22 protein-coding genes are annotated in these 24136 nt (G+C 67.5%); 19 read left to right on the top strand and 3 right to left on the bottom strand.

The window, feature by feature from the left end; genetic code table 11:
* Positions 1-48 precede the first annotated feature (48 nt).
* From orn to AC5P7U_RS09440, 3 genes are all read left to right on the top strand, one after another.
* On the top strand, positions 49-621 hold the full coding sequence (gene orn / locus AC5P7U_RS09450; RefSeq protein WP_312563983.1) for an oligoribonuclease: 573 nt from the start codon (positions 49-51) through the stop codon (positions 619-621).
* Between the two features lie 45 nt (positions 622-666).
* Complete coding sequence (locus AC5P7U_RS09445) at positions 667-1539, top strand: EcsC family protein (protein ID WP_053450146.1); 873 nt, start codon at positions 667-669, stop codon at positions 1537-1539.
* A gap of 159 nt (positions 1540-1698) precedes the next feature.
* Positions 1699-2814, top strand: coding sequence for an alkene reductase (locus tag AC5P7U_RS09440; RefSeq protein WP_197563648.1), 1116 nt, complete (start codon positions 1699-1701; stop codon positions 2812-2814).
* Positions 2815-2919: 105 nt separating this feature from the next.
* Here the strand turns inward: AC5P7U_RS09440 and AC5P7U_RS09435 are convergent, their stop codons facing one another.
* Positions 2920-3813, bottom strand: a complete 894-nt coding sequence (locus AC5P7U_RS09435; protein ID WP_197565023.1) for a mechanosensitive ion channel family protein — start codon at positions 3811-3813, stop codon at positions 2920-2922.
* Between the two features lie 150 nt (positions 3814-3963).
* Positions 3964-6342, bottom strand: coding sequence for a phosphoenolpyruvate synthase (gene ppsA, locus AC5P7U_RS09430; RefSeq protein WP_008267432.1), 2379 nt, complete (start codon positions 6340-6342; stop codon positions 3964-3966).
* 145 nt (positions 6343-6487) lie between these two features.
* Here ppsA and ppsR point away from each other — a divergent pair, with 145 nt between their 5' ends.
* The 5 genes from ppsR (at position 6488) to AC5P7U_RS09405 (ending at position 10756) form a co-directional block, all read left to right on the top strand.
* A complete protein-coding gene (ppsR, locus tag AC5P7U_RS09425) occupies positions 6488-7309 on the top strand; it encodes a posphoenolpyruvate synthetase regulatory kinase/phosphorylase PpsR (RefSeq protein WP_006452040.1) in 822 nt (273 codons plus the stop codon).
* A 148-nt stretch (positions 7310-7457) separates the two neighbouring features.
* Positions 7458-7967: a DUF1249 domain-containing protein gene (locus tag AC5P7U_RS09420; RefSeq protein ID WP_006452035.1), complete on the top strand. Its 510-nt coding sequence runs from the start codon at positions 7458-7460 to the stop codon at positions 7965-7967.
* Between the two features lie 42 nt (positions 7968-8009).
* The gene (locus AC5P7U_RS09415) at positions 8010-8498 is read left to right on the top strand and encodes an NUDIX hydrolase (protein ID WP_006452034.1); all 489 of its coding nucleotides are present in this window, start codon (positions 8010-8012) and stop codon (positions 8496-8498) included.
* Positions 8499-8641: 143 nt separating this feature from the next.
* Entirely contained in the window at positions 8642-9271 is a 630-nt protein-coding gene (locus tag AC5P7U_RS09410) for a DUF2239 family protein (RefSeq protein ID WP_006452033.1), read from the top strand.
* A gap of 120 nt (positions 9272-9391) precedes the next feature.
* A complete protein-coding gene (locus AC5P7U_RS09405; RefSeq protein WP_495221025.1) occupies positions 9392-10756 on the top strand; it encodes an MATE family efflux transporter in 1365 nt (454 codons plus the stop codon).
* Between the two features lie 225 nt (positions 10757-10981).
* Here AC5P7U_RS09405 and AC5P7U_RS09400 read toward each other — a convergent pair whose 3' ends face one another.
* Positions 10982-11632 carry a class I SAM-dependent methyltransferase gene (locus AC5P7U_RS09400; RefSeq protein ID WP_495221024.1) on the bottom strand — a complete coding sequence of 217 codons (651 nt, stop codon included), beginning with the start codon at positions 11630-11632 and terminating at the stop codon, positions 10982-10984.
* Positions 11633-11980: 348 nt separating this feature from the next.
* Between AC5P7U_RS09400 and AC5P7U_RS09395 the strand changes: the two genes are divergently transcribed.
* From AC5P7U_RS09395 to AC5P7U_RS09345, 11 genes are all read left to right on the top strand, one after another.
* Entirely contained in the window at positions 11981-12595 is a 615-nt protein-coding gene (locus tag AC5P7U_RS09395; RefSeq protein ID WP_006452013.1) for a CDP-alcohol phosphatidyltransferase family protein, read from the top strand.
* Between the two features lie 22 nt (positions 12596-12617).
* Positions 12618-13712 carry a class III poly(R)-hydroxyalkanoic acid synthase subunit PhaE gene (phaE, locus tag AC5P7U_RS09390; protein WP_495221023.1) on the top strand — a complete coding sequence of 365 codons (1095 nt, stop codon included), beginning with the start codon at positions 12618-12620 and terminating at the stop codon, positions 13710-13712.
* Positions 13709-14776, top strand: a complete 1068-nt coding sequence (phaC, locus tag AC5P7U_RS09385; protein ID WP_308309456.1) for a class III poly(R)-hydroxyalkanoic acid synthase subunit PhaC — start codon at positions 13709-13711, stop codon at positions 14774-14776. Before phaE ends, phaC begins: the two co-directional genes overlap by 4 nt.
* Before the next feature lie 33 nt (positions 14777-14809).
* Entirely contained in the window at positions 14810-15178 is a 369-nt protein-coding gene (locus AC5P7U_RS09380; protein WP_495221022.1) for a YfeK family protein, read from the top strand.
* 66 nt (positions 15179-15244) lie between these two features.
* Positions 15245-15448 (top strand): PspC domain-containing protein, encoded by a 204-nt coding sequence (locus AC5P7U_RS09375; RefSeq protein ID WP_006452007.1) that lies wholly within the window; start codon positions 15245-15247, stop codon positions 15446-15448.
* On the top strand, positions 15445-15897 hold the full coding sequence (locus AC5P7U_RS09370; protein WP_006452006.1) for a hypothetical protein: 453 nt from the start codon (positions 15445-15447) through the stop codon (positions 15895-15897). Before AC5P7U_RS09375 ends, AC5P7U_RS09370 begins: the two co-directional genes overlap by 4 nt.
* Before the next feature lie 714 nt (positions 15898-16611).
* Positions 16612-16827, top strand: a complete 216-nt coding sequence (locus AC5P7U_RS09365; protein ID WP_006452005.1) for a hypothetical protein — start codon at positions 16612-16614, stop codon at positions 16825-16827.
* A 207-nt stretch (positions 16828-17034) separates the two neighbouring features.
* Positions 17035-19422 carry a Tex family protein gene (locus tag AC5P7U_RS09360; RefSeq protein ID WP_495221020.1) on the top strand — a complete coding sequence of 796 codons (2388 nt, stop codon included), beginning with the start codon at positions 17035-17037 and terminating at the stop codon, positions 19420-19422.
* Between the two features lie 208 nt (positions 19423-19630).
* Complete coding sequence (locus tag AC5P7U_RS09355; protein ID WP_312564358.1) at positions 19631-21814, top strand: PAS domain S-box protein; 2184 nt, start codon at positions 19631-19633, stop codon at positions 21812-21814.
* A gap of 105 nt (positions 21815-21919) precedes the next feature.
* Positions 21920-22603: a response regulator transcription factor gene (locus tag AC5P7U_RS09350; RefSeq protein ID WP_414555984.1), complete on the top strand. Its 684-nt coding sequence runs from the start codon at positions 21920-21922 to the stop codon at positions 22601-22603.
* The gene (locus tag AC5P7U_RS09345; RefSeq protein ID WP_495221019.1) at positions 22581-23960 is read left to right on the top strand and encodes a sensor histidine kinase; all 1380 of its coding nucleotides are present in this window, start codon (positions 22581-22583) and stop codon (positions 23958-23960) included. The genes AC5P7U_RS09350 and AC5P7U_RS09345 overlap by 23 nt, the downstream gene beginning before the upstream one ends.
* Positions 23961-24136 lie beyond the last annotated feature (176 nt).

Genomic DNA, 24136 nt, shown 5'->3' with positions numbered 1-24136 from the left:
TTTCCCTATCCGGTAGGCCGCGCGCCTGCCCAGCAACGAGGCGACACAATGGCGGACAACGGCGCGGCCAACGAACGACTGATCTGGATCGACCTGGAAATGACCGGGCTGGATACCGACAACGATTCGATCATCGAGATTGCCACCGTGGTCACCGACGCCCAGCTCAACGTGCTGGCCGAAGGACCGGAGTTCGCCATTCATCACCCGGTGGAAACACTGGAGGCGATGGATGAGTGGAACCGCAACCAGCACCGCCGTTCGGGCCTGTGGCAGCGCGTGGTGGACAGCACCACCACGCTTGGCCAGGCCGAGGCGCAGACGGTGAACTTCCTGGCACAGTGGATTCCGGCCGGCCTGTCGCCGATGTGCGGCAACTCCATCTGCCAGGACCGCCGTTTCCTGCACCGCCAGATGCCGCGCCTGGAGAAGTACTTCCATTACCGCAACCTGGACGTGTCCACGGTGAAGGAACTGGCCAAGCGCTGGGCGCCGACCGTGGCCGCCGGGGTCGGCAAGAACAGCAACCACACCGCGCTGAGCGATGTGCACGACTCGATCGCCGAGCTGCGCCACTACCGCCGGTTCATGGGCGCACTGTCGGGCCTGCCGACGCCTTGACCGGCACTACGCGCCGTTCAACTTCCTGGCGCTAAGATCGGCGCCATGAACGAGCCCATCCTGCTCCCCCGCGACATCGCCCACGATGCCCGCGACTGGTCCGACCTGCAGCGGGCGGTAACCCTGCTGGAAGCGCCGACCCTGACCGCGCGCATGGCCAACCTGGTCGGCACGCCACTGGAATTCGCGGTGAAGGCGCTGCCCAAGGCGGTCTCCGGCCGTATCCATGGCGCGGTGCAGGCGGCGCTGTCCAAGTCGGCGCAGGCGGCGCTGTGGAGCATGGACAACAGCCCCGGCAAGGGCGCCTCCACGCGCTGGCACAAGCTGGCAGCGGCGACCTCGGGCGCGGTGGGCGGGGCCTTTGGCTTCGCTGCACTGTTCATCGAGCTGCCGGTGTCGACCACCATCATGATGCGCGCGGTGGCCGACGTGGCCCGCAGCGAGGGCTTTGACCTCTCCGAGTTCAGTACCCGCCAGGCCTGCCTGGAGGTGTTCGCGCTGGGCGGCAACTCGCCGCGCGATGACGCCAGCGAGACCGGCTACTACCTGGCCCGTGGCTTCACCACCGACGTGATGCGGCACCTGTCGGCCGAACTGGCCGGGCGCGTGGTGACCGGTCGCGACCTGACCCTGGGCGTGGCGCCGAAGGAAGCCGGCAAGCTGCTGGCGAAGATGGTGGAGAAGGTGGCCGCCCGTTTCGGCGTGGTGGTCACCGAAAAGTTCGCCGCACAGGCGGTGCCGATCGTGGGTGCGGCAGCCGGTGCAACGCTCAACACCATGTTCACCGATTACTACCAGGACATGGCGCGCGGCCACTTCATCGTGCGCCGGCTGGAACGCAAGTACGGCGAAGACGTGGTGCGCGCCTGCTACGACCGGGTGGCGCACGGTGGCGTGTTGATCGAGCCGACGCTGTAGCCGGCTCGGGGGTCAGAGCCCTTTGCGTCGCAAAGGGATCCGACCCCGGGCCAGGCCATCCTTGCCTGCCGGGCACAACTGTTTTGCCACGATGCGCCTGTTGTGCTGCGGGCTCCATCCCCATCCTTGCCGGTACTCCCCCCGCAAGAGATTGCCGCCATGCTGTTCACCCCCCACCGCCTGGGCGCCCTGACCCTGCCCAACCGCATCGTGATGCCGCCGATGACACGCTCGCGCGCAGCGCACGGCAACGTCGCCACCGCGGATATGGCCGCCTACTACGCGCAGCGTGCAAGCGCCGGCCTGATCGTCAGCGAGGGTACCCAGATCAGCCCGCAGGGCCAGGGTTACGCCTGGACGCCCGGCATCCACAGCGATGAGCAGGTGCAGGGCTGGCGCCAGGTGACGGATGCCGTGCATGCCGCCGGCGGTCGGATCTACGCGCAGCTGTGGCACGTCGGCCGGGTTTCGCACGTGGCGCTGCAGCCGGGTGGCGTGGCGCCGGTGTCTTCCTCGGCGTTGCTGGCCGATGGCGTGAAGGTCTTCGTCGACCCGACCGGCGCAGGCCCCGATGCCGGTGTGGGCGAAATGATCCAGCATTCGATGCCGCGTGCACTGGCCGAGGATGAGATTCCGGGCATCATCGCCGACTACGCGCAGGCCGCCCGCAATGCGCTCGCTGCTGGCTTCGATGGCGTCGAACTGCACGGTGCCAATGGCTACCTGATCAACCAGTTCATCGACTCGCAGGCCAACCAGCGCACCGACGGCTACGGTGGCGCATTGCAGAACCGGCTGCGCTTCCTGCGCGAGGTGGTGCAGGCGGTGGTGGCGGTGGCCGGTGCTGAGCGCGTCGGCGTGCGCCTGGCGCCGCTGACCACCCTGCAGGGCGCGGTGGACGATACGCCGCAGGCGACTTACCTGGCGGCCGCGCACCTGCTGGGCGAACTTGGCGTGGGCTACCTGCATATCGCCGAGGCCGACTGGGATGATGCGCCGGTGATGCCGGTCGCGTTCAAGCAGGCGCTGCGCATGGTCTACCCGGGCACGCTGATCTATGCCGGCAAGTACACCGCCGAGCGCGCCGAGCAGGCGCTGTCTGAAGGCTGGGCCGACCTGATCGGCTTCGGCCGGCCGTTCATCGCCAATCCGGATCTGCCGGAGCGCCTGCGCGCAGGTGCTGAATTGAACCCACCGGACCGGGCGACGTTCTTCGGCGGTGGTGTGGTCGGGTTCATTGATTATCCGGCGTTGGAAGCGGCCGTCGAGGCCTGACGCCGATGGCCGGTCTGCGCGGTTCCTGGTAGTGCCGGCCGCTGGCCGGCATTCCCGGTGCTGCCTGTGGTGATGCCGGCCAGCGGCCGGCACTACCGTTGTGCGTCAGGGCTTGTCGCGCACCAGTGCATCGGCCTCGACCACGCCGCCATCCTTGCCATGCAGGTACAGGTGCATGTCCTGCTGCGGGTACGGAATGTTGATGCCGGCCTTGTCGAAGCCCAGCTTGAGCTGTTCCAGCAGCGTGACCTTGGTGCCGAACCAGTCGGCCGACTTCACGTAGCAGCGGATGCCCAGGTTGATGGCGTGCGCGCCCAGCTCGTACACCACCACGTCCGGTACCGGCGTCTGCAGCACGCGCGGATCGGCCTTCATCAGTGCCAGCGCGGTGTCGCGCGCCAGCTGGATGTTGTCTTCGTAGCCGATGCCGATCACCAGCTCGACACGGCGGGTCGGTTCGGCGGTCAGGTTGATGATCGGTGCGGCGGTGATCAGCGTGTTCGGAATGGTGGTGTGCTGGTTGTCGGCGCCGGTGATGACGGTCTGGAAGATGCGCACTTCGCGCACAGTGCCGGTCTGCCCGGCCACGGTCACCACATCGCCGACCCGGAACGGGCGCAGCGTCACCAGCATCACGCCCGATGCGATGTTGGACAGCGAATCCTTCAGCGCCAGGCCCACGGCCAGGCCGGCGGTACCGAGTACGGCCAGCAGCGGGGTGATCTGCACGCCCAGCATGCCGATCGCCAGCACCACCACGATCACCAGCGATGCGACGTACACCACGTTGCGCAGGAAGTTGCCGAGCATCGGGTCCACGCCCATGCGCGCGGTGGCGCGCGGCATCGCATTGGACAGTCGCCGCGAGATCCACATGCCGACCAGCAGCACCACGATCGCAGCCAGCAACGGCAAGCCATAGGTTTCCAGCAGGCGCTCCCAGTCGAGTGAATGGAACCAGGGTGTTGCGGCGGGGGCGGGCGCTGCGGCGGCGATCATGCGGAAGTCCTTTGCTGCTGGGGAAGTCTGCGCGGGGCAGGGCGTGCGTGGACGCCAGAAACACGAAGCCCCGCAGAGGCGGGGCTTGCGTGCAGCAGCAGTATGGGCCGACGCCGATGAACACGACGTCAGCCTGCGGCCTTCAGGGCATCAGCCGTTGGCCTTCAGCTTGGCCAGGCGCAGCCAGGTGTCGACCACGGTGTCCGGGTTCAGCGACACCGACTCGATGCCTTCCTGCATCAGCCACTCGGCCAGATCCGGATGATCGGACGGGCCCTGGCCGCAGATGCCGACGTACTTGCCCTTGGCACGTGCCGATTTGATCGCCATCGACAGCAGCTTCTTCACCGCCGGGTTACGTTCGTCGAACAGGTGCGCGACGATCGACGAATCGCGGTCCAGGCCCAGGCTGAGCTGGGTCAGGTCGTTGGAGCCGATCGAGAAGCCGTCGAAGATCTCCAGGAACTCATCGGCGAGCAGTGCGTTGGACGGCACTTCGCACATCATGATGATCTTCAGGCCGTTCTCGCCCTGCTTCAGGCCGTTCTGTTCCAGCACCTCGATGACCTTGCGGCCTTCTTCCAGGGTGCGCACGAACGGAATCATGACCCACAGGTTGTCCAGGCCCATTTCGTTGCGCACGCGCAGCACGGCCTTGCACTCCAGCGCGAAGGCGGCCGAGAAGCTCGGGTCGACGTAACGGCTGGCGCCGCGGAAGCCGATCATCGGGTTCTCTTCGTGCGGCTCGTAGTTGCTGCCGCCGATCAGGTTGGCGTACTCGTTGGACTTGAAGTCCGACAGGCGCACGATCACGGCGTTCGGCGCGACCGAGGCGGTGAGGGTGGCGATGCCTTCGGCCAGGCGGTCCACGTAGAAGCTGACCGGATCACCGTAGCCGGCGATCTTCTCGTCGATCTTCTTCTTGGTCGCCGCGTCCTGGCGGTCGTACTCCAGCAGCGCGTTCGGGTGGATGCCGATGTGGCTGGCGATGATCATTTCCAGGCGGGCCAGGCCGATGCCGGCGTTCGGCAGCTGGCCGAAGTCGAAGGCACGTTCCGGGTTGGCCACGTTCATCATGATCTTCAGCGGTGCCGGCGGCATGTTGCCCAGATCGGTGGTGGTGCGCTCGAAGCCGAGCTTGCCTTCGTAGATGAAGCCGGTATCGCCTTCAGCGCAGCTGACGGTGACCAGCTGGCCATCTTCGATGACCTTGGTGGCGTTGCCCGAACCGACCACGGCCGGCACGCCCAGCTCGCGCGCGATGATCGCGGCGTGGCAGGTGCGGCCACCGCGGTTGGTGACGATGGCCGAGGCGCGCTTCATCACCGGTTCCCAGTCGGGGTCGGTCATGTCGGCGATCAGCACGTCGCCCGGCTGCACGCGGTTCATGTCGTCCAGCGTCTTGACCACGCGGGCCACGCCCGAACCGATCTTGGCACCGACGGCGCGGCCCTCGGCCAGCACGTTGCCGCCCTTTTCGGTCAGCGCGAAGCGCTCGATCTGGGTGGCGTGGCTGCGCGACTTCACCGTTTCCGGGCGCGCCTGCACGATGAACAGCTTGCCGCTGACACCGTCCTTGGCCCACTCGATGTCCATCGGGCGGCCGTAGTGCTTCTCGATGACCAGCGCTTGCTTGGACAGTTCCTGCACGTCCTCGTCGCTGATCGAGAATGTGTTGCGCAGCTCGGCCGGGGTGTCCTCGATCCTGACGCGCTCGCCGGGGACATCCGAATACACCATGCGGATCGCCTTGCTGCCGAGCGAGCGGCGCAGGATCGCCGGCTTGCCGGCCTGCAGGGTGGGCTTGTAGACGTAGTACTCGTCCGGGTTGACCGCGCCCTGCACGACCATTTCGCCCAGGCCGAACGACGAGGTGACGAACACCACGTCGCGGAAGCCGGATTCGGTGTCCAGGGTGAACAGCACGCCGGAGGAACCGACGCCCGAACGCACCATCAGCTGCACGCCCGCCGACAGGAACACGTCTTCATGCTTGAAGCCGTGGTGCACGCGGTAGGCGATGGCACGGTCGTTGTACAGCGAGGCGAACACTTCCTTGACCTTGTGCACGACATCGTCGGCACCGGTGACGTTGAGGAAGGTTTCCTGCTGGCCGGCGAAGGACGCATCCGGCAGATCCTCGGCGGTGGCCGACGAGCGCACGGCCACGGCCACGTCGCCGCCGCCGTTGTCGGCGCTCAGCTGGGCGTAGGCCGTGCGGATGTCCTGGTCCAGCTGCGGCTGCAGCGGGGCATCGATCACCCAGGTGCGGATTTCCTTGCCCGCAGCGGTCAGCGCGTTGACGTCCTCGACGTCCAGCGTGGCCAGCTTGTCGAAGATGCGCTTGGACAGATCGTTGTGCGCGATGAAGTCCTTGAAGGCTTCAGCGGTGGTGGCATAACCGCCCGGCACCGACACGCCCAGACCGGCAAGGTTGCCGATCATCTCGCCCAGCGACGAATTCTTGCCGCCTACGCGGGCCAGGTCGGCCAGACGCAGTTCGTGCAACCACAGGATGTTCTCGTTCAAGCGCGATGCTCCGTTTGGCCATCGCCCGAGGCGGGCTGGAATGGCCGCGTCCGTAGGAAGAAGCCGATATGATGCCGGGCAGACCACCGTCGGCACAAGCTTGTGCTGACGGCCTTTTTAGGCTTCGTAGGGGGTAAAAGCGCGCATGTCGACCATCCGTCCGGTGTTCTACGTTTCCGATGGAACCGGTATCACCGCTGAAACCATTGGGCATAGCCTGCTGACCCAGTTCTCCGGGTTCAGCTTCATTACCGACCGCATGTCGTTTGTCGACGACCCCGAAAAGGCGCGTGAAGCCTGTGCCCGGATCCAGGCGGCAGGGGAGCGGTACCAGGTCCGGCCGATCGTGGTGAACTCCTGCGTGGACCAGAGCCTGAGCCTGATCCTGGCCGACAGCGGGGCACTGATGCTGGATGTGTTCGCACCGTTCATCGAGCCGCTGGAACGCGAGCTGGCCAGCCCGCGCCTGGCCCGGGTCGGCCAGGCCCACGGCATGGTCGATTTCGACACCTACCACCGCCGCATCAACGCGATGAACTTCGCCCTGACCCATGACGACGGCATCGCGGTGAACTACGACGATGCCGACGTGATCCTGGTGGCGGTGTCGCGCGCCGGCAAGACGCCCACCTGCATCTACCTGGCCCTGCATTACGGCGTGCGCGCGGCCAACTACCCGCTGACCGATGAAGACCTGGAAAGCGACCGCCTGCCGCCGCGCCTGCGCAACTACCGGCGCAAGCTGTTCGGGCTGACCATCGACCCGGACCGCCTGCAGCAGATCCGCCAGGAACGGCGCCCGAATTCGCGCTACGCCAACCTGGATACCTGCAAGCGCGAGGTCGCCGCGGCCGAAGTGATGTTCCAGATGGAGCGCATTCCGACCCTGAGCACCACCCACACCTCGATCGAGGAAATTTCCAGCAAGGTGCTGGCCACGCTGGGGCTGCAGCGCGAACTGTATTGATTGTGGTCTGGTAGAGCCGGCCGCTGGCCGGCTGGCTGATGAACCCTCGGCCGCGACGGTGGGCTGCCGGCCAGCGGCCGGCACTACCGAGGGGTTGGCTTGGCCGTGTGCGCCCCCACGTTGAAGCACCAACGTGTAGGATCGACCCATGGCCCGAGCCTTGCCCCGCACCGAACGCATTCCCCGCCTGAGCCGGCTGAGCTGGCTCATGGGCCTGTACGCGGAAAACTACCGCCACCTGGTGCGCCTGTTCGCCCCGGCCGAGCTGGTTGCGGGCAGCTACATCTCTTCGGTGGGTGATGGCCTGGACGTGCGCCTGGACGTGATCGAATGCCACCGCTACACGGTGGAACTGCGTCTGACCTACGACCTGGCCGACCCGGTCACCGGCGAGCCAGATCCGTCGGCCTATGTGCGCCTGTACCGCGACGCGCGCCAGGCTGAGACCACCCACTGCTACGTCGGCCGCCGCTGGCAGGACACGATGGGCCTGTATCCGCCGCCGGCAGAGCTGATCAGCCACCGCATGCGGATGAACACCTTCCTCGGCAAGTGGCTGGAATACCTGGCCGAGCGCGGCCATGGCGTCGCCACCCTGCGTCGCGATCCCGACGGCACCCCCACGCCGGCCGAGCGCCGTCTGTCGCTGGTGCGCTGATCGGCCATAATCCGGGGCTGACCTGCCGCTGGATGCTGCCCCATGCCGTACACCCCGATCGTCGCCACCCTGGGCTACGTGCTTTCGCCGGATCGTCGCCAGGTGCTGATGATCCACCGCAATACCCGCCCGGGAGACCACCACCTGGGCAAGTACAACGGGCTGGGCGGCAAGATCGAAGCGGACGAGGACGTGGCCGCCAGCATGCGCCGCGAGATCCAGGAGGAGGCCGGCATCGACTGCACCGGCATGCGCCTGCGCGGCACCATCAGCTGGCCCGGCTTCGGCAAGCACGGCGAGGATTGGCTCGGCTTCGTGTTCGTCATCGATGGCTTCGAAGGCACTCCGCACGGTGGCAACCACGAAGGCACGCTGGAGTGGGTGGACCTGGACAAGCTGGACACGCTGCCCATGTGGGAGGGCGACCGCCATTTCCTGCCGCTGGTGTTCGATGCCGACCCGCGCCCGTTCCACGGCGTGATGCCGTACAAGGACGGCCGCATGGTGAGGTGGTCCTTCAGCCGGCTGTGACCCGGCGAATCGGGTGGGTGCCAACCTTTCGGGCGGGTGCCAACCTTCGTTGGCACGCTCTTCCGGCCAATTAATACCCGGGCAATATTGACAGTCGCAAATTACCCGGGCAATATTTGCGCATCGCCTCCGATGCCCTTGCCATGCCTGCGTCTCGACTTCCTCCGTTCAGCTGTTTCGACGGCCATCGCCTGGTGGCGTCCGGTACCCCGGAAGTCGCCGCGTTGGCGCTGAAACAGCTGCGCGCCGACAACGCCACCGGTCCGCTGCTGGTGTTCGACAACGCCACCGGCCGCACCCGCGATTTCGATACGCGCGGCACGGATGCGCAGCTGCTGGCGCGGGTGGCCGAGGCGTTCCCGCCGGCCGTGGAAGCGGATCCGGAAACCCCGTTCGACGATACGCCTGCAACCCCACGCGGCCGCGGTCGACCCAAGCTGGGCGTGGTTGCCCGCGAAGTGACACTGCTGCCGCGCCATTGGGCGTGGCTGGCCGAACAGCCGGGTGGGGCATCGGTGGTGCTGCGCAGACTGGTGGAATCGGCCAGCCGAGCTGGCGCGGACAGGGACCGGCAGCGTCGGGACAGCGAGCGTGCCTATCACTTCCTGCAGACCATCGGCGGCGACCTGCCGGGCTTCGAGAACGCCATCCGCCTCCTGTTCGCGCATGACCGCGCGGGTTTTGAAACGGCATTGCATGCGTGGCCCGACGACGTGCGCACGCATGCCCTGCGCCTGGCGTTCGATGACCCTGCCGGCACTGCCGACGGCTGAAACACCCCGCGCTCGCTGAGCGACCGCTTCACCTGATCGCGGGCCACGGCCCGTTCCCTTCGTGCGCGCTCTTTGCTGGCTGAAATGCCGGGCAGGGCAGCGCCTTGCCCAGAGACGCCGATGACCACTCCTGCACCTTCGATTCCGCCGGTCGCCCCACCGCTGTGGCGCACCTATCTGACCCTGCTGCTTCCGATGCTGCTGACCAATGCGCTGCAGCTGGCCGCAGGCACGCTGGACAACATCTATCTGGGGCACCTGCTTGGCACGCAGGCCGTGGCCGCCGCCGCCGCATTCTTCCCGGCCTTCTTCCTGCTGCTGGCGTTGGTGATGGGCCTGGCGACCGGTGCGATGGTGCTGATCGGCCAGGCCTGGGGCGCCGGTCGGCCACATCAGGCGCGAGCGGTGGCAGGCAGCGCGGTGGCGCTGGTGCTGTCGTTGTCGGTGCTGGTGATGGCGGCGGGCGGCCTCTTCGCGCCGCAGCTGCTGGCAGCACTGGGTACGCCGGCACCGATCCTGGACGAGGCCATCGCCTATGCACGCGTGCTGTTGCTTGGGTCGCCGACCTTCTTCCTGCTGTGGCTGGCGACCGCCGTAAGCCGCGCGGTGGGCGATGCGAAGACGCCGTTGCACGCGCTGCTGCTGGCCACAGCGGTGGGCCTGTTGTGCACGCCGCTGCTGATCCTGGGTTGGGCCGGCCTGCCGCGGCTGGGGGTGGCCAGTGCGGCGGTCTCGGCGGTGTTTGCTTCGCTGCTGGCCCTGGTCTGGTTGCTGTGGCGCTGGCATCGTCTGGCGCACCCGCTGGCACCGGGCCACGATCTGCTGCGCGCCATCCGCTTCGATCGGGGGCTGATCCGCTCGATGCTGCGCATCGGCGTACCGTCCTCGCTACAGATGTTCAGCCTGGCCATTGCCGAGATCGTGTTGCTGGGCTGGATCAACCGCTACGGCTACACGGCCACGGCGGCCTACGGTGCGGTCAACCAGTTGATGAGCTGGGTGCAGTTGCCAGCCATGTCGCTGGGCATCACCGCCACCATCCTCGCGGCCCACGCGATGGGCGCGGGGCGTGCGGCGCGGTTGCCGGCCATCGCCCGCACCGGCGTGCTGTTGGGGCTGATGTTGCTGGCGGCGGTGGTGATGCTGGTGATGGCATTGGCGCCCTGGCTGAGCGGCCTGATCCTGGCGGCGCCGGAGGTGCGCGAGCTGGCCACGCTGCAGCTGCGTACGGTGGTCTGGGGCGTGCTGGCAATGGGGGTTGCCGGGGTGCTGGTGGGGGTGATGCGTGGCAGCGGGACCGTACTGCTGCCGGCGCTGCTGGGCATGTCCGCGGTGCTGCTGCTGGAGCTGCCGTTGGCGATGTGGCTGCAGGCGCGGCATGGGCTGGCCGGGCTGTGGTGGGCGTGGCCGCTGGGGTTGCTGGCGATGCTGGTGATGCAGGTATTCTGTTTCGCGCGTTGGCGGCGACGGGTGCAAGGCGGGTAATACCGACTGCAGGCCGGCAACCTGTAACGTTCCGGGCAGCCGGCCAGCGGCCGGCTCTACCACGCGGCCGGATCACGGTCGTTGCGGCGGCTGCGCTGGGCCGGCCACTGGTGATGCAGGTGTTCTGTGTTGCTCGCTGGCGGCGGGTGCAGGCTGGGTAGTGCCGGCCGCTGGCCGGCAACGCGGAACGGTCGGGGCAGCCGGCCGGCTGCCGGCTCTACCACGTCAGCGCCGCTGCGCCAGCAGCAGATGGAAGTGCTTTTCGCGGGCCTGGCCATCGTTGCCGGGCGCGGTTTCGCGGTGGCTGCGCCAGGCAGAAACGCCGAACCCGGCGACACGCAGCGCCAGCTCCACTGCATCCAGCTCGTGCAGCTGGAAATCGGCGGTGAACGGCAGGCTGCGCATGAAGGCGGCATCGCCGAAGGCCAGGCATAGCCGGCCCCCCCGGCGCACGACCCGCGCCAGTTCGTCCAGCACCGGCGCCAGGTCTGGCCAGAAGTACAGGGTGTTGACTGCCAGGGCCGCGTCCATCGCGGCATCGGCGATCGGCAGGGCATGGGCGTCGCCATGGCGCATCCCGGCGCGCTCGGCCAGCCCGGCGGCGGCGAGTTGCCGGTTGCCGGCCTCGACCATGGCGGTGGACAGCTCGATGCCCAGGTAGCGGCTGTCGCTGGCCTGCAGAAGCAACGGCGCAAACGCAGCGTTGCCGGGGCCGATCTCCAGCGCCCGTTCGCCAGACGTTACCGCCAGCAGACCGATCGCAGCGCGGTTGAGCGCACCGTTGCTGCGGTTCATCGATTCGGCCACCGCCTGCGCGGCGTCGCCATGGGGCTGCCGCAGCTGTGCGGCCAGGGTGGAAGCATCCAGCATCATCATCATCGTCCGTCGCGGAAATCTGGACGTGGCGGCGGCGGGGTCCGCCGACGACCATAGCGCTGCCTTCGCAGCTTGGGAAGTAGGGGAACCCCGCTTCAGGGTGATGAGGAAATGTCCAGCGTCGCAGTCAGTGAGATCTGGTTGTCCACAGGGGGTGTGGATTACGCGTGGGCAACTTTGTGGATAAGCGGCGACAGGCGCCACCCCCCTAGGCTGTCAAGATGGGTGGCGAAAAATTCACCGCAAGTGAGGACAGGTGAGGGAGCGGTGAAGGACCGGCGCGGCCAGCGCTGTCGCCAGCGGCGGCGCTCGCGGTAACCTGTGGGCCTTGATGCTCCGTGAGACCCCATGAAACGTCACTTCTCGATGCTGCGCGAATTCCAGCTGGCCGACTGGTTCACCCTGGCCAATGCTTTCTGCGGCACCGGTGCGGTGTTCGCCGCAATGCGCTTCCTGCAGGACGGCGAGCGCGGCTACCTGATGTTCGGCATGGCACTGATCCCGCTGGCCTTCATTTTCGACGCGCTGGACGGGCGCATCGCGCGCTGGCGCAAATCCAGCTCCACCCTGGGCCGCGAGCTGGATTCGCTGTCGGACGTGATCTCCTTCGGCGTGGCCCCGGCTGCATTGGCCTATGCCTGCGGCATGCAGGGCGGGTGGGACTGGCTGGTGCTGAGCTATTTCGTCTGCTGCGGCGTCAGCCGCCTGGCGCGCTACAACGTCACCGCCGAGGCAATGACGGGCGACGAGGGCAAGGTCACGTATTTCGAGGGCACCCCGATCCCGACCAGCCTGGTACTGGTGATCGTGCTGGCGATCGCAGCAGGCACCGGCGCCATCGGCCAGGAGATCTGGTTCGGCCAATGGCAGATCGGCCCGTGGCAGCTGCATCCGATGGTGCTGCTGTTCGCCCTGTCCGGGTCGCTGATGATCAGCAAGACCCTGCGTATTCCCAAGCCATGACCCAGCCCTGCGGAGGCCTGCGATGACCAGCTCGGCCCACGATGCCGGCAGCAGCGATTTCGAAGCCCTGGCCCGGCAGTACTTCGGCGCCTGGGGAGATGCCCTGCGCCACGCGGCGACGCCTGGCGCCCCGGCTGGCGATGGCCCGGGCAGCTGGCAGCGGCTGTTCGACGGGTGGGGCCAGCTGTTGCCCGAACAGGGGCCGGGCGCGCCGGAAGACGCGGTGCGCCGGTTCCGCGAACAGGCCGGTAGCTGGTACGGCACCATGCAGGAGGTGGCCGCGCGATTCGCCGGCCGCGACGCCAGCAGCGCTGATGTGGCCCAGGCCTGGCGCGAGGCGGTGCAGGGGCAGGGCGATGGCATGCTGCAATGGATGCTGCAGGGCGCTCGTGGCAGCACCCACGCCGGCGCCGCCGTGCCCGAATTCGCCGCCTGGCTGCAGCAGTTCCAGCTGCAGGCGGGCCCTTGGCTGCAGAGCCCTGCGTTTGGTCCGGGCCGCGAGCACCAGGCGCGCTGGCAGGCGCTGCTGCGCGCGCAGGAGGAATACCAGCAGCATTCGCGCGCCTACGTCGAGCAGATCAAGCAGGCGCTGGACGAGGCCTTCGCGTTGTTCGAGCAGCGCCTGGCCCAGCACGAGCAGCCCGGCAGCCAATTGACCAGCGCCCGCGCGATGTTCGACCTGTGGATCGAAGTAGCCGAAGAGGCCTACGCCAAGGTCGCCATGTCCGAGCCGTTCCAGCAGGTGTATGCCTCGCTGGGCAACGCACAGATGCGCCTGCGCGCCGGCCTGCAGCGCGAGGTGGAACAGATGAGTGAGCGTATCGGCCTGCCGACCCGCCGCGAGATGGACGCCGCGCACCGCCGCATCGCCGAGCTGGAGCGCAGCCTGCGTCGGCTGCAGGCGCAGGTGGCGGTGCTGGCGGGTACCGCCACCGTGGATCCCGTGGCGCAGCCGGCCCCGGCGAAAGTGAAGCCGGCCGCGCGCAAGGCTGCGAAGAAGGCCGCACCTGCCAACAAGGCAGCCCTCAGCAAGGCGCCTGCAAAGAAAGTGCCCGCAACGAAGGCGCCTGCGAAGAAGGCCGCCGCCCGCACCTCGTCACGGACGCGTGACCGATGAAGGGACCGCTGGGCTTCAACGCCGACGACCTGATGCAGGAAACCCTAGCCATGCAGCGCAAGCTGCTGGAAGGGCTTACGCTGCTGCCGCAGGTGGAGGACGTGGATTATGGCGTGACCGCCCGCGAGGAAGTCTGGCGCGACGGCAAGGTGGTGCTGTACCGCTTCGTCGGCGAACAGGCGCCGACCCGGCGCACGCCGTTGCTGATCGTCTACGCGCTGGTCAACCGGCCGTACATGGTCGATCTGCAGGCTGATCGCTCACTGGTGCAGAAGCTGCTGGCGCTGGGCCAGGACGTGTACGTGCTGGACTGGGGCTACCCGGACCGCTCCGAGCGCTTCCAGACCCTGGAGGATTATCTGCTGCGCTATATCGATGGCGCGGTGGACGTGCTGCGCCAGCGCAGTGGTGGACCGGTCGACCTCCTCGGCATCTGCCAGGGCGGCGTGTTCGCGCTGTGCTACGCCGCGCTGCGCCGGCACAAGCTGGGCAAGCTGATCACCATGGTCACCCCGGTCGATTTCCAGACCGCCGACAACATGCTCTCGCACTGGGCACGGCAGGTGGATGTGGACCTGCTGGTCGACACGCTGGGCAACATCCCCGCCGATCTGATGAATGCCAGCTACCTGATGCTCAAGCCGTTCCGCCTGAACGTGCAGAAGTACGTGGGCCTGCTCGACATCCTCGATGACAAGGCCGCGCTGGAGGATTTCCTGCGCATGGAAAAGTGGATCTTCGACTCACCGGATCTGGCAGGCGAAGCGTTCCGTGACTTCATCAAGCAGTTCTACCAGGGCAATGGATTGGTGAACGGCACGGTGCGGATCGGCGAGGAGGCGGTGGATCTGTCGCAGGTGACCCTGCCGGTGCTGAACATCTACGCCGAGCAGGACCATCTGGTGCCGCCGGATGCGTCGCGCGCGATGCGCGGGCGTCTGGGCACCGGGGACTACACCGAGTCCAGTTTCCGCGGCGGCCATATCGGCATTTATGTGTCCGGTCGCGCACAGCGCGAAGTGCCGGCCACCATTGATGGCTGGCTGAAGGCACGCGACCTGTAGAGTCGAGCTTGCTCGACTGCCCTTGGGGGGATGATGACGTACCGGATTTCGATGATCCTTGCCGCACTGCTGGCGGCACCCCTGGCCCACGCCGCCCCCGGCCCGCAGGCGCAACGCGAGATCGCCCAGTTGATCGCCAGCCTCGACGGTTCGCAGTGCCGGTTCCAGCGCAATGGCAGCTGGTACGACGGCAGCGATGCGCGCGTGCACCTGCAGCGCAAGTACGACTACCTGTTGAAGAAGGACATGGTCGACAGCGCCGAGCAGTTCATCGAGCGCGCGGCCAGCCAGAGCAGCATGAGCGGCAAGCCCTACCGCATCCAATGCCCCGGGCAGCCTGAACAGACCGCTGCGGCCTGGTTCGGCGCCCGTCTGCAGGCCCTGCGCCAACGCACGCCGTAGACATGGCCGGGGTGTAGAGTCGAGCCGCGCTCGACTGCGCTTTCTGGTTCCCGAGGAGATGCCACCATGAACACCACGCCACGCACGCTGTCGCGCTCACTGAACGACCGCATGATTGCCGGTGTGATGGGTGGCATTGCCCATCGCTTCGGCTGGAATGCCACCCTGGTACGGATCGTGTTCGTGCTGGTCTCGATCGGCTCGGCGGCCTTCCCCGGCATCCTGGTCTACCTGATCCTGTGGCTGCTGATCCCGAACGAGGCCGATTGAACGCCACCTCCCGGCCCTGGCCACTCTGGCTGCGCGCGCTGCAGGTGCTGGGCGCCGTATGGACGCTGCCCAATACGCTGATCGGCCTGATCGGTGGCCTGGCGGGCCTGCTGGGTGGGGCGACGCTGCGCTGGAGCGCCCGCGACTGTGCGCTCATCTTTGATCACTGGCCGTGGGGGCCGGGCGGGGCGATCACGCTGGGCAATGTGATCCTGCATACCGGGCACGACCTGGGCATGTCCTGCCGCACTTATGCGCATCAGGCCGGGTGGGGCGTGGAGCCGCTGATCCGGCTGGACGACCACGAGCGCGCGCACGTCTACCAGTATCTGGTGCTGGGGCCGCTGTACCTGCCGGTGTACCTGCTGTGCGGCGGGGTGAGCGCGCGCAATCCGTTCGAGCGCGCGGCGGATCATTACGCCCGGTTCGGGCATGGCTGGTGGCCGTAGGTTTCCAGCCAACGGCGCAGCCCCTCGTGGCTTGGTCGCGGAATCCCTGCTTCCTGGGGGCTGGCCGGGTGGGTGGGGCTGGCGGGGACGCCGTGAACCCATCCATGGGGGCTTAGCCGCGGCATCCATGCCGCGGATACCCCGCCACCCCCACCCACCCGGCCGCTGACAGTTTCCGTGCGCGTCCAGCCACGGAAAATAAAAAAGAAGATCAAAAGCAAAAGCGGCCTGGCCGGCTGCTTTGTTGCTTCCTGTAGAGCCAAGCGATGCCCGGCTCACGAGCAAGCGCAGCGCGCGACCCGCTTTTGCTGTTCTTTTTCTTCTCCGTGGGTGGACGCGCCCGGAAACTGTCAGGGGGCGGTCGGGGTGGGTTCGCGGGACCGTTGGCGCCATGGATGGCGCCATCGAGCCCCCATGGACGGGTTTACGGCGTGTCCCGCGAACCCACCCCGACCGACCCAATCACATGAAACGCATTCTGCGACCAAGCCACGAGGGGCTGCGCCGTTGGCGGGAATCCCTCGGGATTCGTTAGCCGGAAGTTAAAGATCCGTAAGCATTCTGCTGCGATCCCGCAGTCATCTGCATGCAACCGATCGTCATTAGCCTTCGTGACGTTCCAGTCAGGTTCGACGCGGTAAGCTCTCCCTCGATGAGCTCGCAGCATCGCTCATCGAGTGCAGTACGCAGTAGCAATTTGGAGGAATACATCACATGGCAATCGTTCTTTATGTCGGTGGTAGCAAGGATGGCGAGAAGGGCGTGGTGCCCTACGGCTTCAGCAAATCCCGCGCCGACACCGCGCTGGGGCCTGAGTTCTACACGGAGCGGTTCATGGAACTGCAGGGTGTCGGCAAGGTCCGCCTGATGGCCCTGGAAAGCATGCGTGACGACATCGTCATGCAGCGCGCCGCCCGCCACTACCGCTGACCTTCGCAACACGCGGCAGGGCGCGCCCACCATCGTGCGCCCGCGCCGGCATCCCAGCCCAGGGCCGGTCCGAGCCCTCTCTCCGCCAGGATGCCGGCGTCCACTCCGGGTACGCCGCTGAACCTCGCCCCCTGTCAATGCCTTGTCCGGCTCCGCCGTCGGTTGCCAGAATGGGGTCTTCCCGTTACGCGGCACAGACCTGAAGCAATGCACGACGCCAAGAACGCCCAGAGCGCGCTCGCCCAGCAGATCGCCCAGACCATCGCCGACGAGATCGGTGCCCAGTCCGCCCAGGTACGTGCCGCCGTCGGCCTGCTCGACGAGGGCGCCAGCGTTCCGTTCATCGCGCGCTACCGAAAGGAAGTGACCGGGGGCCTGGACGACACCCAGCTGCGAAACCTGGAAGTGCGATTGACCTACCTGCGCGAACTTGAAGACCGGCGCGCGGCAGTGCTGGCCAGCATCGGCGAGCAGGGCAAGCTCAGCGACGAGCTGCGCAACGACATCCTGGCGGCCGATACCAAGAGCCGTCTGGAAGATCTGTACCTGCCGTACAAGCCCAAGCGCCGTACCCGTGCGCAGATCGCCCGCGAGGCCGGGCTGGAGCCGCTGGCCGATGGCCTGCTGGGCGATCCGACGCAGGACCCGCAGGTGTTTGCGGCCAGCTTCGTCGATACCGACAAGGGCGTGCCCGATACCAAGGCAGCGCTGGAAGGCGCGCGCGCGATTCTGATGGAGCGCTGGGGCGAAGATGCCGCGCTGGTGGGTGAACTGCGCACCTGGCTGGGCGACACCGGGGTGATCCGCGCCCGCGTGGCCGAGGGCAAGGAAACCGAGGGCGCCAAGTACCGCGACTATTTCGAGCATGCCGAGGCACTGGCGAAGATCCCGTCGCACCGGTTGCTGGCGCTGTTCCGCGCGCGGCGCGAGGAAATCCTGTTCCTGGAGCTGGACCCGGGCAGCGATGCCGAGGCCGGCCACCAGTACGCCGAGGGGCGCGTGGCGCGCAAGGCCGGCATCGCCGACCAGGGCCGCGCCGCCGACCGCTGGCTGCTGGATGCCTGCCGCCTGACCTGGCGCGCCAAGCTGCACACCCACCTGTTGCTGGACCTGTTCAACCAGGCCCGCGAGAAGGCCGAAGCCGAGGCCATCGCAGTCTTCGGCGACAACCTCAAGGATCTGCTGCTGGCCGCGCCGGCGGGTCCGAAGACCGTGCTGGGCCTGGACCCGGGCATCCGCACCGGCTGCAAGATCGCCGTGGTCGATGCCACCGGCAAGCTGGTCGCGACCGACACGATCTATCCCCACGAGCCGCGCCGGCAATGGGACCAGTCGCTGCAGACGATCAAGCAGCTGTGCGCCCAGCACAACGTGGAACTGATCGCGATCGGCAACGGTACCGCCAGCCGCGAGACCGACAAGCTGGCCGGTGAAGCGATCAAAGCGGCCGCCAACCCGAAGCTGCAGAAGGTGGTGGTCAGCGAGGCCGGCGCGTCGGTGTACTCGGCGTCCGAGTTCGCGGCCAGGGAATTCCCGGGCCTGGACGTGTCGCTGCGCGGTGCGGTGTCGATCGCGCGCCGACTGCAGGATCCGCTGGCCGAACTGGTCAAGATCGAACCCAAGGCGATCGGCGTCGGCCAGTACCAGCATGACGTGGACCAGTACCGCCTGGCCCGGGCGCTGGATGCGCGGGTGGAGGACTGCGTGAACGCGGTCGGCGTCTACGTGAACACCGCCTCGGCCGCGCTGCTGTCACGCGTGTCCGGCTTGTCAGCCACGGTGGCCGAGAACATCGTCCGCCATCGTGACGACAACGGCCCGTTCAAGCGCCGCAAGGACCTGCTGAAGGTCGCGCGCCTGGGCGAAAAGACCTTCGAGCAGTGCGCCGGCTTCCTGCGCATCGCCGATGGCGACCAGCCGCTGGATGCCTCAGCGGTGCACCCGGAAGCCTACCCGGTAGTGGAGCGCATCGTGGCCAGCACCGCGCGCCCGATCAAGGCGCTGATCGGCGACGGCAGTTTCCTGCGCGGGCTGAAGGCCGAGCAGTTCACCGATGCGACCTTCGGCGTGCCGACCGTGCGCGACATCCTCAAGGAACTGGAGAAACCGGGCCGCGACCCGCGTCCGGAGTTCAAGGCGGCGCGTTTCGCCGAGGGCGTGGAGGACATCAAGGACCTGCGCGAAGGCATGGTGCTGGAAGGCGTGGTGAGCAACGTGGCGGCCTTTGGTGCTTTTGTCGATATCGGCGTGCACCAGGACGGCCTGATCCATATCTCGGCGCTGTCCGATACGTTCGTGAAAGACCCGCGTGACGTGGTCAAGGCCGGCGACATCGTCAAGGTGAAGGTGCTGGAAGTGGACGTGGCGCGCAAGCGCATCGCCCTGACCCGGCGCCTGGACGACACCCCCGGCCAGGCCACCAGCCGCCCGGGCCAGCGCGACGAGCGCGGCCAGGGGCAGGGGCCGCGCCGCGACGCGGGCAGCCAGAACCGTGGGCCGAACCGCGGCCAGGGCAATGGCGGCCGCCCCGGCGCGTCGGCAGCACCGGCCAACAATGCCCTGGCCGAAGCCTTCGCTCGCGCCAAGCGCAGTTGAGGATCGTGGCCCCCGTCACGGTTGATCCGGGGCGGGGGGCTTGTCGGTTTTCCCCGTGATTGCGCACACTGGCGCTTGAGGGGAGGCGTTCGGCCCCCCCGCTGTCGCTGGGGAGGGCCATGACGCCAGCACGACCCGCCGTCTTCGTTGCAGGCTGCAGCGCGCCGCTGCGGCAGACGCGTGCCTGCGCGGGCCGGGGAACGGGTTGATGGCGGGCCAGGGAAACAACGGCAACGGGCTGCTTGAACGACGCCTGCAGGAGTTGGCCGAAGAGCGCCGCCGGCTGGCGATGATCATCGACGGCACGGCGGCCGGCACTTGGGAATGGAACGTGCAGACCGGCCAGATGCGGGTCAATGCACGCTGGGCCGAGATCGTTGGCTACCGCCTGGAAGAGCTGCAGCCGATCTGCCAGGAGACCTTCCTGAAGCTGGTGCATCCGGATGACATCGCGTTGTCGGATGCCGCGCTGGAGGATCATTTCGCGGGGCGCAGCGACAACTACGCCTGCCTGCTGCGCATGCGGCACAGGAACGGCCAGTGGATCTGGATCCAGGACCGCGGCCGGGTCTTCGAATGGGATGGGCAGGGCCGGCCGCTGTGGATGGCCGGCGCGCATGCCGATGTGACCGAACTGCAGCAGGCGCGGCAGGATGCGGCCGAAACCCGCCAGCGCCTGCAGGCGGTGGTTGATGCGTCCGATGAGGTGGCGGTGATCGCCACCGATACCGATGGCACCATCACCCTGTTCAATACCGGTGCGCAGCGCCTGCTGGGCTACAGCGCAGCGGAGGTGGTCGGCCAGCGCCGGCTCGACGCCTTCCATGATCCGGCCGAGCTGAACGCCTGGCTGCAGCCGCTGGCCGATGCCGAGGGCAATCTTCCGGGCGTGTTCGAAGCGCTGAGTGCGCGTGCCGACGGGCAGACCTACTCGCGGCAGTGGACGCTGCTGCGCAAGGATGGCCAGCCACGGCAGGTGCGCCTGTCGATCAGCCGCATGGATGGGGCCAACGGGGTGCGCATCGGCTATGTCGGCATGGCCATCGACATCACCGAGATCCTGCAGGCCCGCGCCGAGGCCCGCTTGTCGGCGGAGAAGTTCGCCGGTGCGTTCACATCCGCCGCGCTGGGCATGGCCCTGGTTTCGCTGGAAGGGCGCTGGCTGGACGTCAACGACGCGCTGTGCCGGATCCTGGGTTATCCGCGCGAAGAGCTGCTGCAGGTCGATTTCCAGCGCCTGACCCACCCCGACGACCTGCAGGCCGATCTGGCGCTGGTGCACGACCTGCTGGCCGGGCGGCGCAGCCACTATCACCTGGAAAAGCGCTATCTCGACCGCGACGGCCGGGTGATCTGGGCACGCTTGTCGGTGTCGCTGGTGCGCAACGAGCATGGCCAGCCGCTGCATTTCGTGTCGCAGATCCAGGACATCACCGCCCAGCGCAGCAGCGAGCAGCGCTTGTTCGAGAGCGAGCAGCGCAGCCGGCTCACGCTTGATGCGGTGGCTGACCTGGTGCTCAGCGTCAACCTGGATGGCCGTATCGACTATGCCAATGCTGCGGCCGTGCGCATGCTGGCCGGCGATGGTGCGATGTCGCTGGCCGGGCACAAAGTGCAGGACGTGCTGGAACTGACCACCGAATACGCACCGGGCTCGGTGCTGGACGTCTCGGTGCTGCTGGACCCGGAAAGCAATGCCGTGGACCTGCATGCCGATCTGCTGCTGCGGCTGGGCACGGCAACGGTACCGGTGGACCTGACCCGCGCGTGGCTGCGCGATGACGAAGGCCATGTGCGCGGTGCGGTCTGGGTGCTGCGTGACGACACCCAGCAGCGTGCGCGCCAGCGCGAGGCGCGGCACCTGGCCGAGATCGACCCGCTGACCGAGCTGAGCAACCGCCGTGGTTTCGAAGTACACCTGCAGCAGGCCATCACCCGCGTCGAGCGTACCGGCCAGGCGGCCTCGCTGATGTACATCGACCTGGACCGCTTCAAGCCGGTCAACGACACCTGGGGCCATCTGGCTGGCGATGCCGTGCTGTGGGCGGTGGCCAGTGTGCTGCGCCACGGCGTGCGTGACTCGGACGTGGTGGCGCGGCTGGGTGGCGACGAATTCGCCGTGATCCTGTCCGGCTGCACGCCGCGCCGTGCCGCGCGCATCGGTGGCGAACTGCTGCATACGCTGGCATCGCTGTCCATTCCCTGGGACCAGGACCGGCTGCGGGTCGGTGCCAGTATCGGTGTCGCGCCGCTGGCCGGCGGCATGAGCGTGGACCAGGCTGTGGCCGCGGCCGACGCCCAGTGCTACCGGGCCAAGGCGATGGGCCGCAACAACGTGCAGGTGCAGGGCGAGCTGTCCGAGCTGCCGGGTGACGACGGCGAAACCGGCTGAACCGGCTGAACCGGCCCGCACCCGCGGGTGCGGATGAAGGATGTTTCATTTGCCCGCGCCGGCTGATTTGGCGAGCATGGGCCAGTCTCGACTCCAGCGGTGCCCATGTCGCGCGTATTGACCATCGAGGATGACGCCATCACTGCCCAGGAAATCGTGGCGGAGCTGGGCAGCCATGGCCTGCAGGTGGACTGGGTGGCCGATGGTCGTGAAGGCCTGGTGCGCGCGGCCAGCGGTGACTACGACGTGATCACGCTGGACCGCATGCTGCCCGGCCTGGACGGCCTGGCCATCGTCACCACGCTGCGCCGGATCGGCATTGCCACGCCGGTGCTGATGCTCAGCGCGCTGTCGGACGTGGACGAGCGCGTGCGCGGCCTGCGTGCCGGGGGCGATGACTACCTGACCAAGCCGTTCGCCTCTGATGAGATGGCCGCGCGGGTGGAGGTGCTGCTGCGCCGCCGCCAGCATCCGGCCAGCAACGAGACGCTGCTGCGCGTGGGGGACCTGCAGCTGGACCTGCTGGCGCGCACTGCCCACCGCGGCGGGCGCAGCCTGAGCCTGCTGCCGACCGAGTTCAAGCTGCTGGAGTACCTGATGCGCAACGCCGGGCAGGTGCTGACCCGGATGATGCTGTTCGAGGAAGTGTGGGGCTATCACTTCGACCCCGGAACCAACCTCATCGACGTGCATATCGGGCGCCTGCGGCGCAAGCTGGACCAGGCCGATGCGCCGTCGCTGATCCGAACCGTGCGCGGCAGTGGCTATGTCCTCAGCGAAGCTGTCTGACGGCTGGCGTTCGTCCAGCAGCCGCCTGCTGGGGCTGTACAGCCTGCTGTTCGTGGCCTGGTCGTGCGTGCTGCTGGGGGTGCTGTACTGGCGGGTGTCACTGTACCTGGACGAGCTGGCGCAGTCGGCGGTGCTGCAACGCGCCCATCTGTTCGAGCACTTCACCGGCGATGGACTGACCGCCGCGCTGCGCGAGAATCGCCGCTACGACCTGCATGGCATCGATGCCTATGGGTTGTTCACGCCCGACGGAAAACCGCTGGCGGGCATGCTGAAGTCGCTGCCGGCACAGCTGCCGCTGGATGGCAGCGCGCATCCGGTCTCCGGCCTGCCGATCACCGATGCCTACGCGCGCGGCAAGCGTGGCTTCGGCCTGGCGATGCCCACCCGTGACGGCCGCGTCCTGGTGCTGGTGCGCTACAGCGGGCCGTTGAACGAGGTCAATCATCTGATTCTTGATGCGCTGCTGTGGGGTGTTTCGCTGACCCTGTTACCAGGCCTGCTGGGCTGGCAATTGTTGCGGCGCCGGCCATTGCGCCGCATCCAGGCCATCGAGCAGGCCACTGCGCGCATCGTCGCCGGCGATCTGGGCCAGCGCCTGCCGTTGGCCAACCGCCGCGATGAACTGGACATGCTGGCGACCATCGTCAACGCCATGCTCGACCGCATCGAGCAGCTGATGACCGAGGTCAAAGAAGTGTGTGACAACATCGCCCACGACCTGCGCACCCCGTTGACGCGCGTGCGCGCGCAGCTGTACCGCATGCGCCAGCAGGTGGCCGACGGCGATCCACAGTCGCTGCCGCTGGAGCAGGTACTGGAGGAGACCGATACCCTGATGGCACGCTTCCGCGCGTTGCTGCGGATTTCCGAGCTGGAAGACCATCAGCGTCGTTCCGGGTTCAGCATGCTGGCGCCGGACACGCTGCTGCAGGAGATCCACGCCTTCTATGCACCGCTGGCGGAAGAGAAAGGGCAGGCGTTGCTGCTGGAGTTGGCCGCCGATCTGCCTGGCGTGATGGGGGATCGCGGCCTGCTGTTCGAAGCGATCGGCAACCTGCTCGACAATGCGATCCGGTTCGCACCGGCGGGTGGCCGCGTGCAGCTGTCGGCGCGGGTGGAAGACGGCGCGACCTGCATCGCGGTGGAGGATTCCGGGCCGGGCATACCCGAGACGGAGCGCAGCCTGGTGTTCCAGCGTTTCCAACGGGCGGAGGCCAGCAAGGGCGGTGGATTCGGCCTGGGCCTGTCGATCGTGGCCGCCATTGCGGGGCTGCATGGGTTCCGCCTGCAGGTGACGTCGTCCGCGCTGGGTGGCGCGCGCTTCAGCCTGCTGTGCCGACCGCAGGTGCTGTAGGGGATGTTTCTTTGCAGGGCTTGCAGCCCTGCACCTGCTGCAATCAACGTCAACATCAAAAGCGGGCAGTCCGTGGGTTGGCGGGGTGGGTCCGGTTGCGGGGGACGCCGTGAATACGTCCATGTAGGCTCGGTCGCCGCATCCATGCGGCTCACGCCCCCGCAACCGGACCCACC

Source organism: Stenotrophomonas sp. YJH_SMC_57, assembly GCF_059369755.1.
Note: the sequence above shows the minus strand (reverse complement) of the source record. Positions and strands in the feature narration are given on the sequence as shown.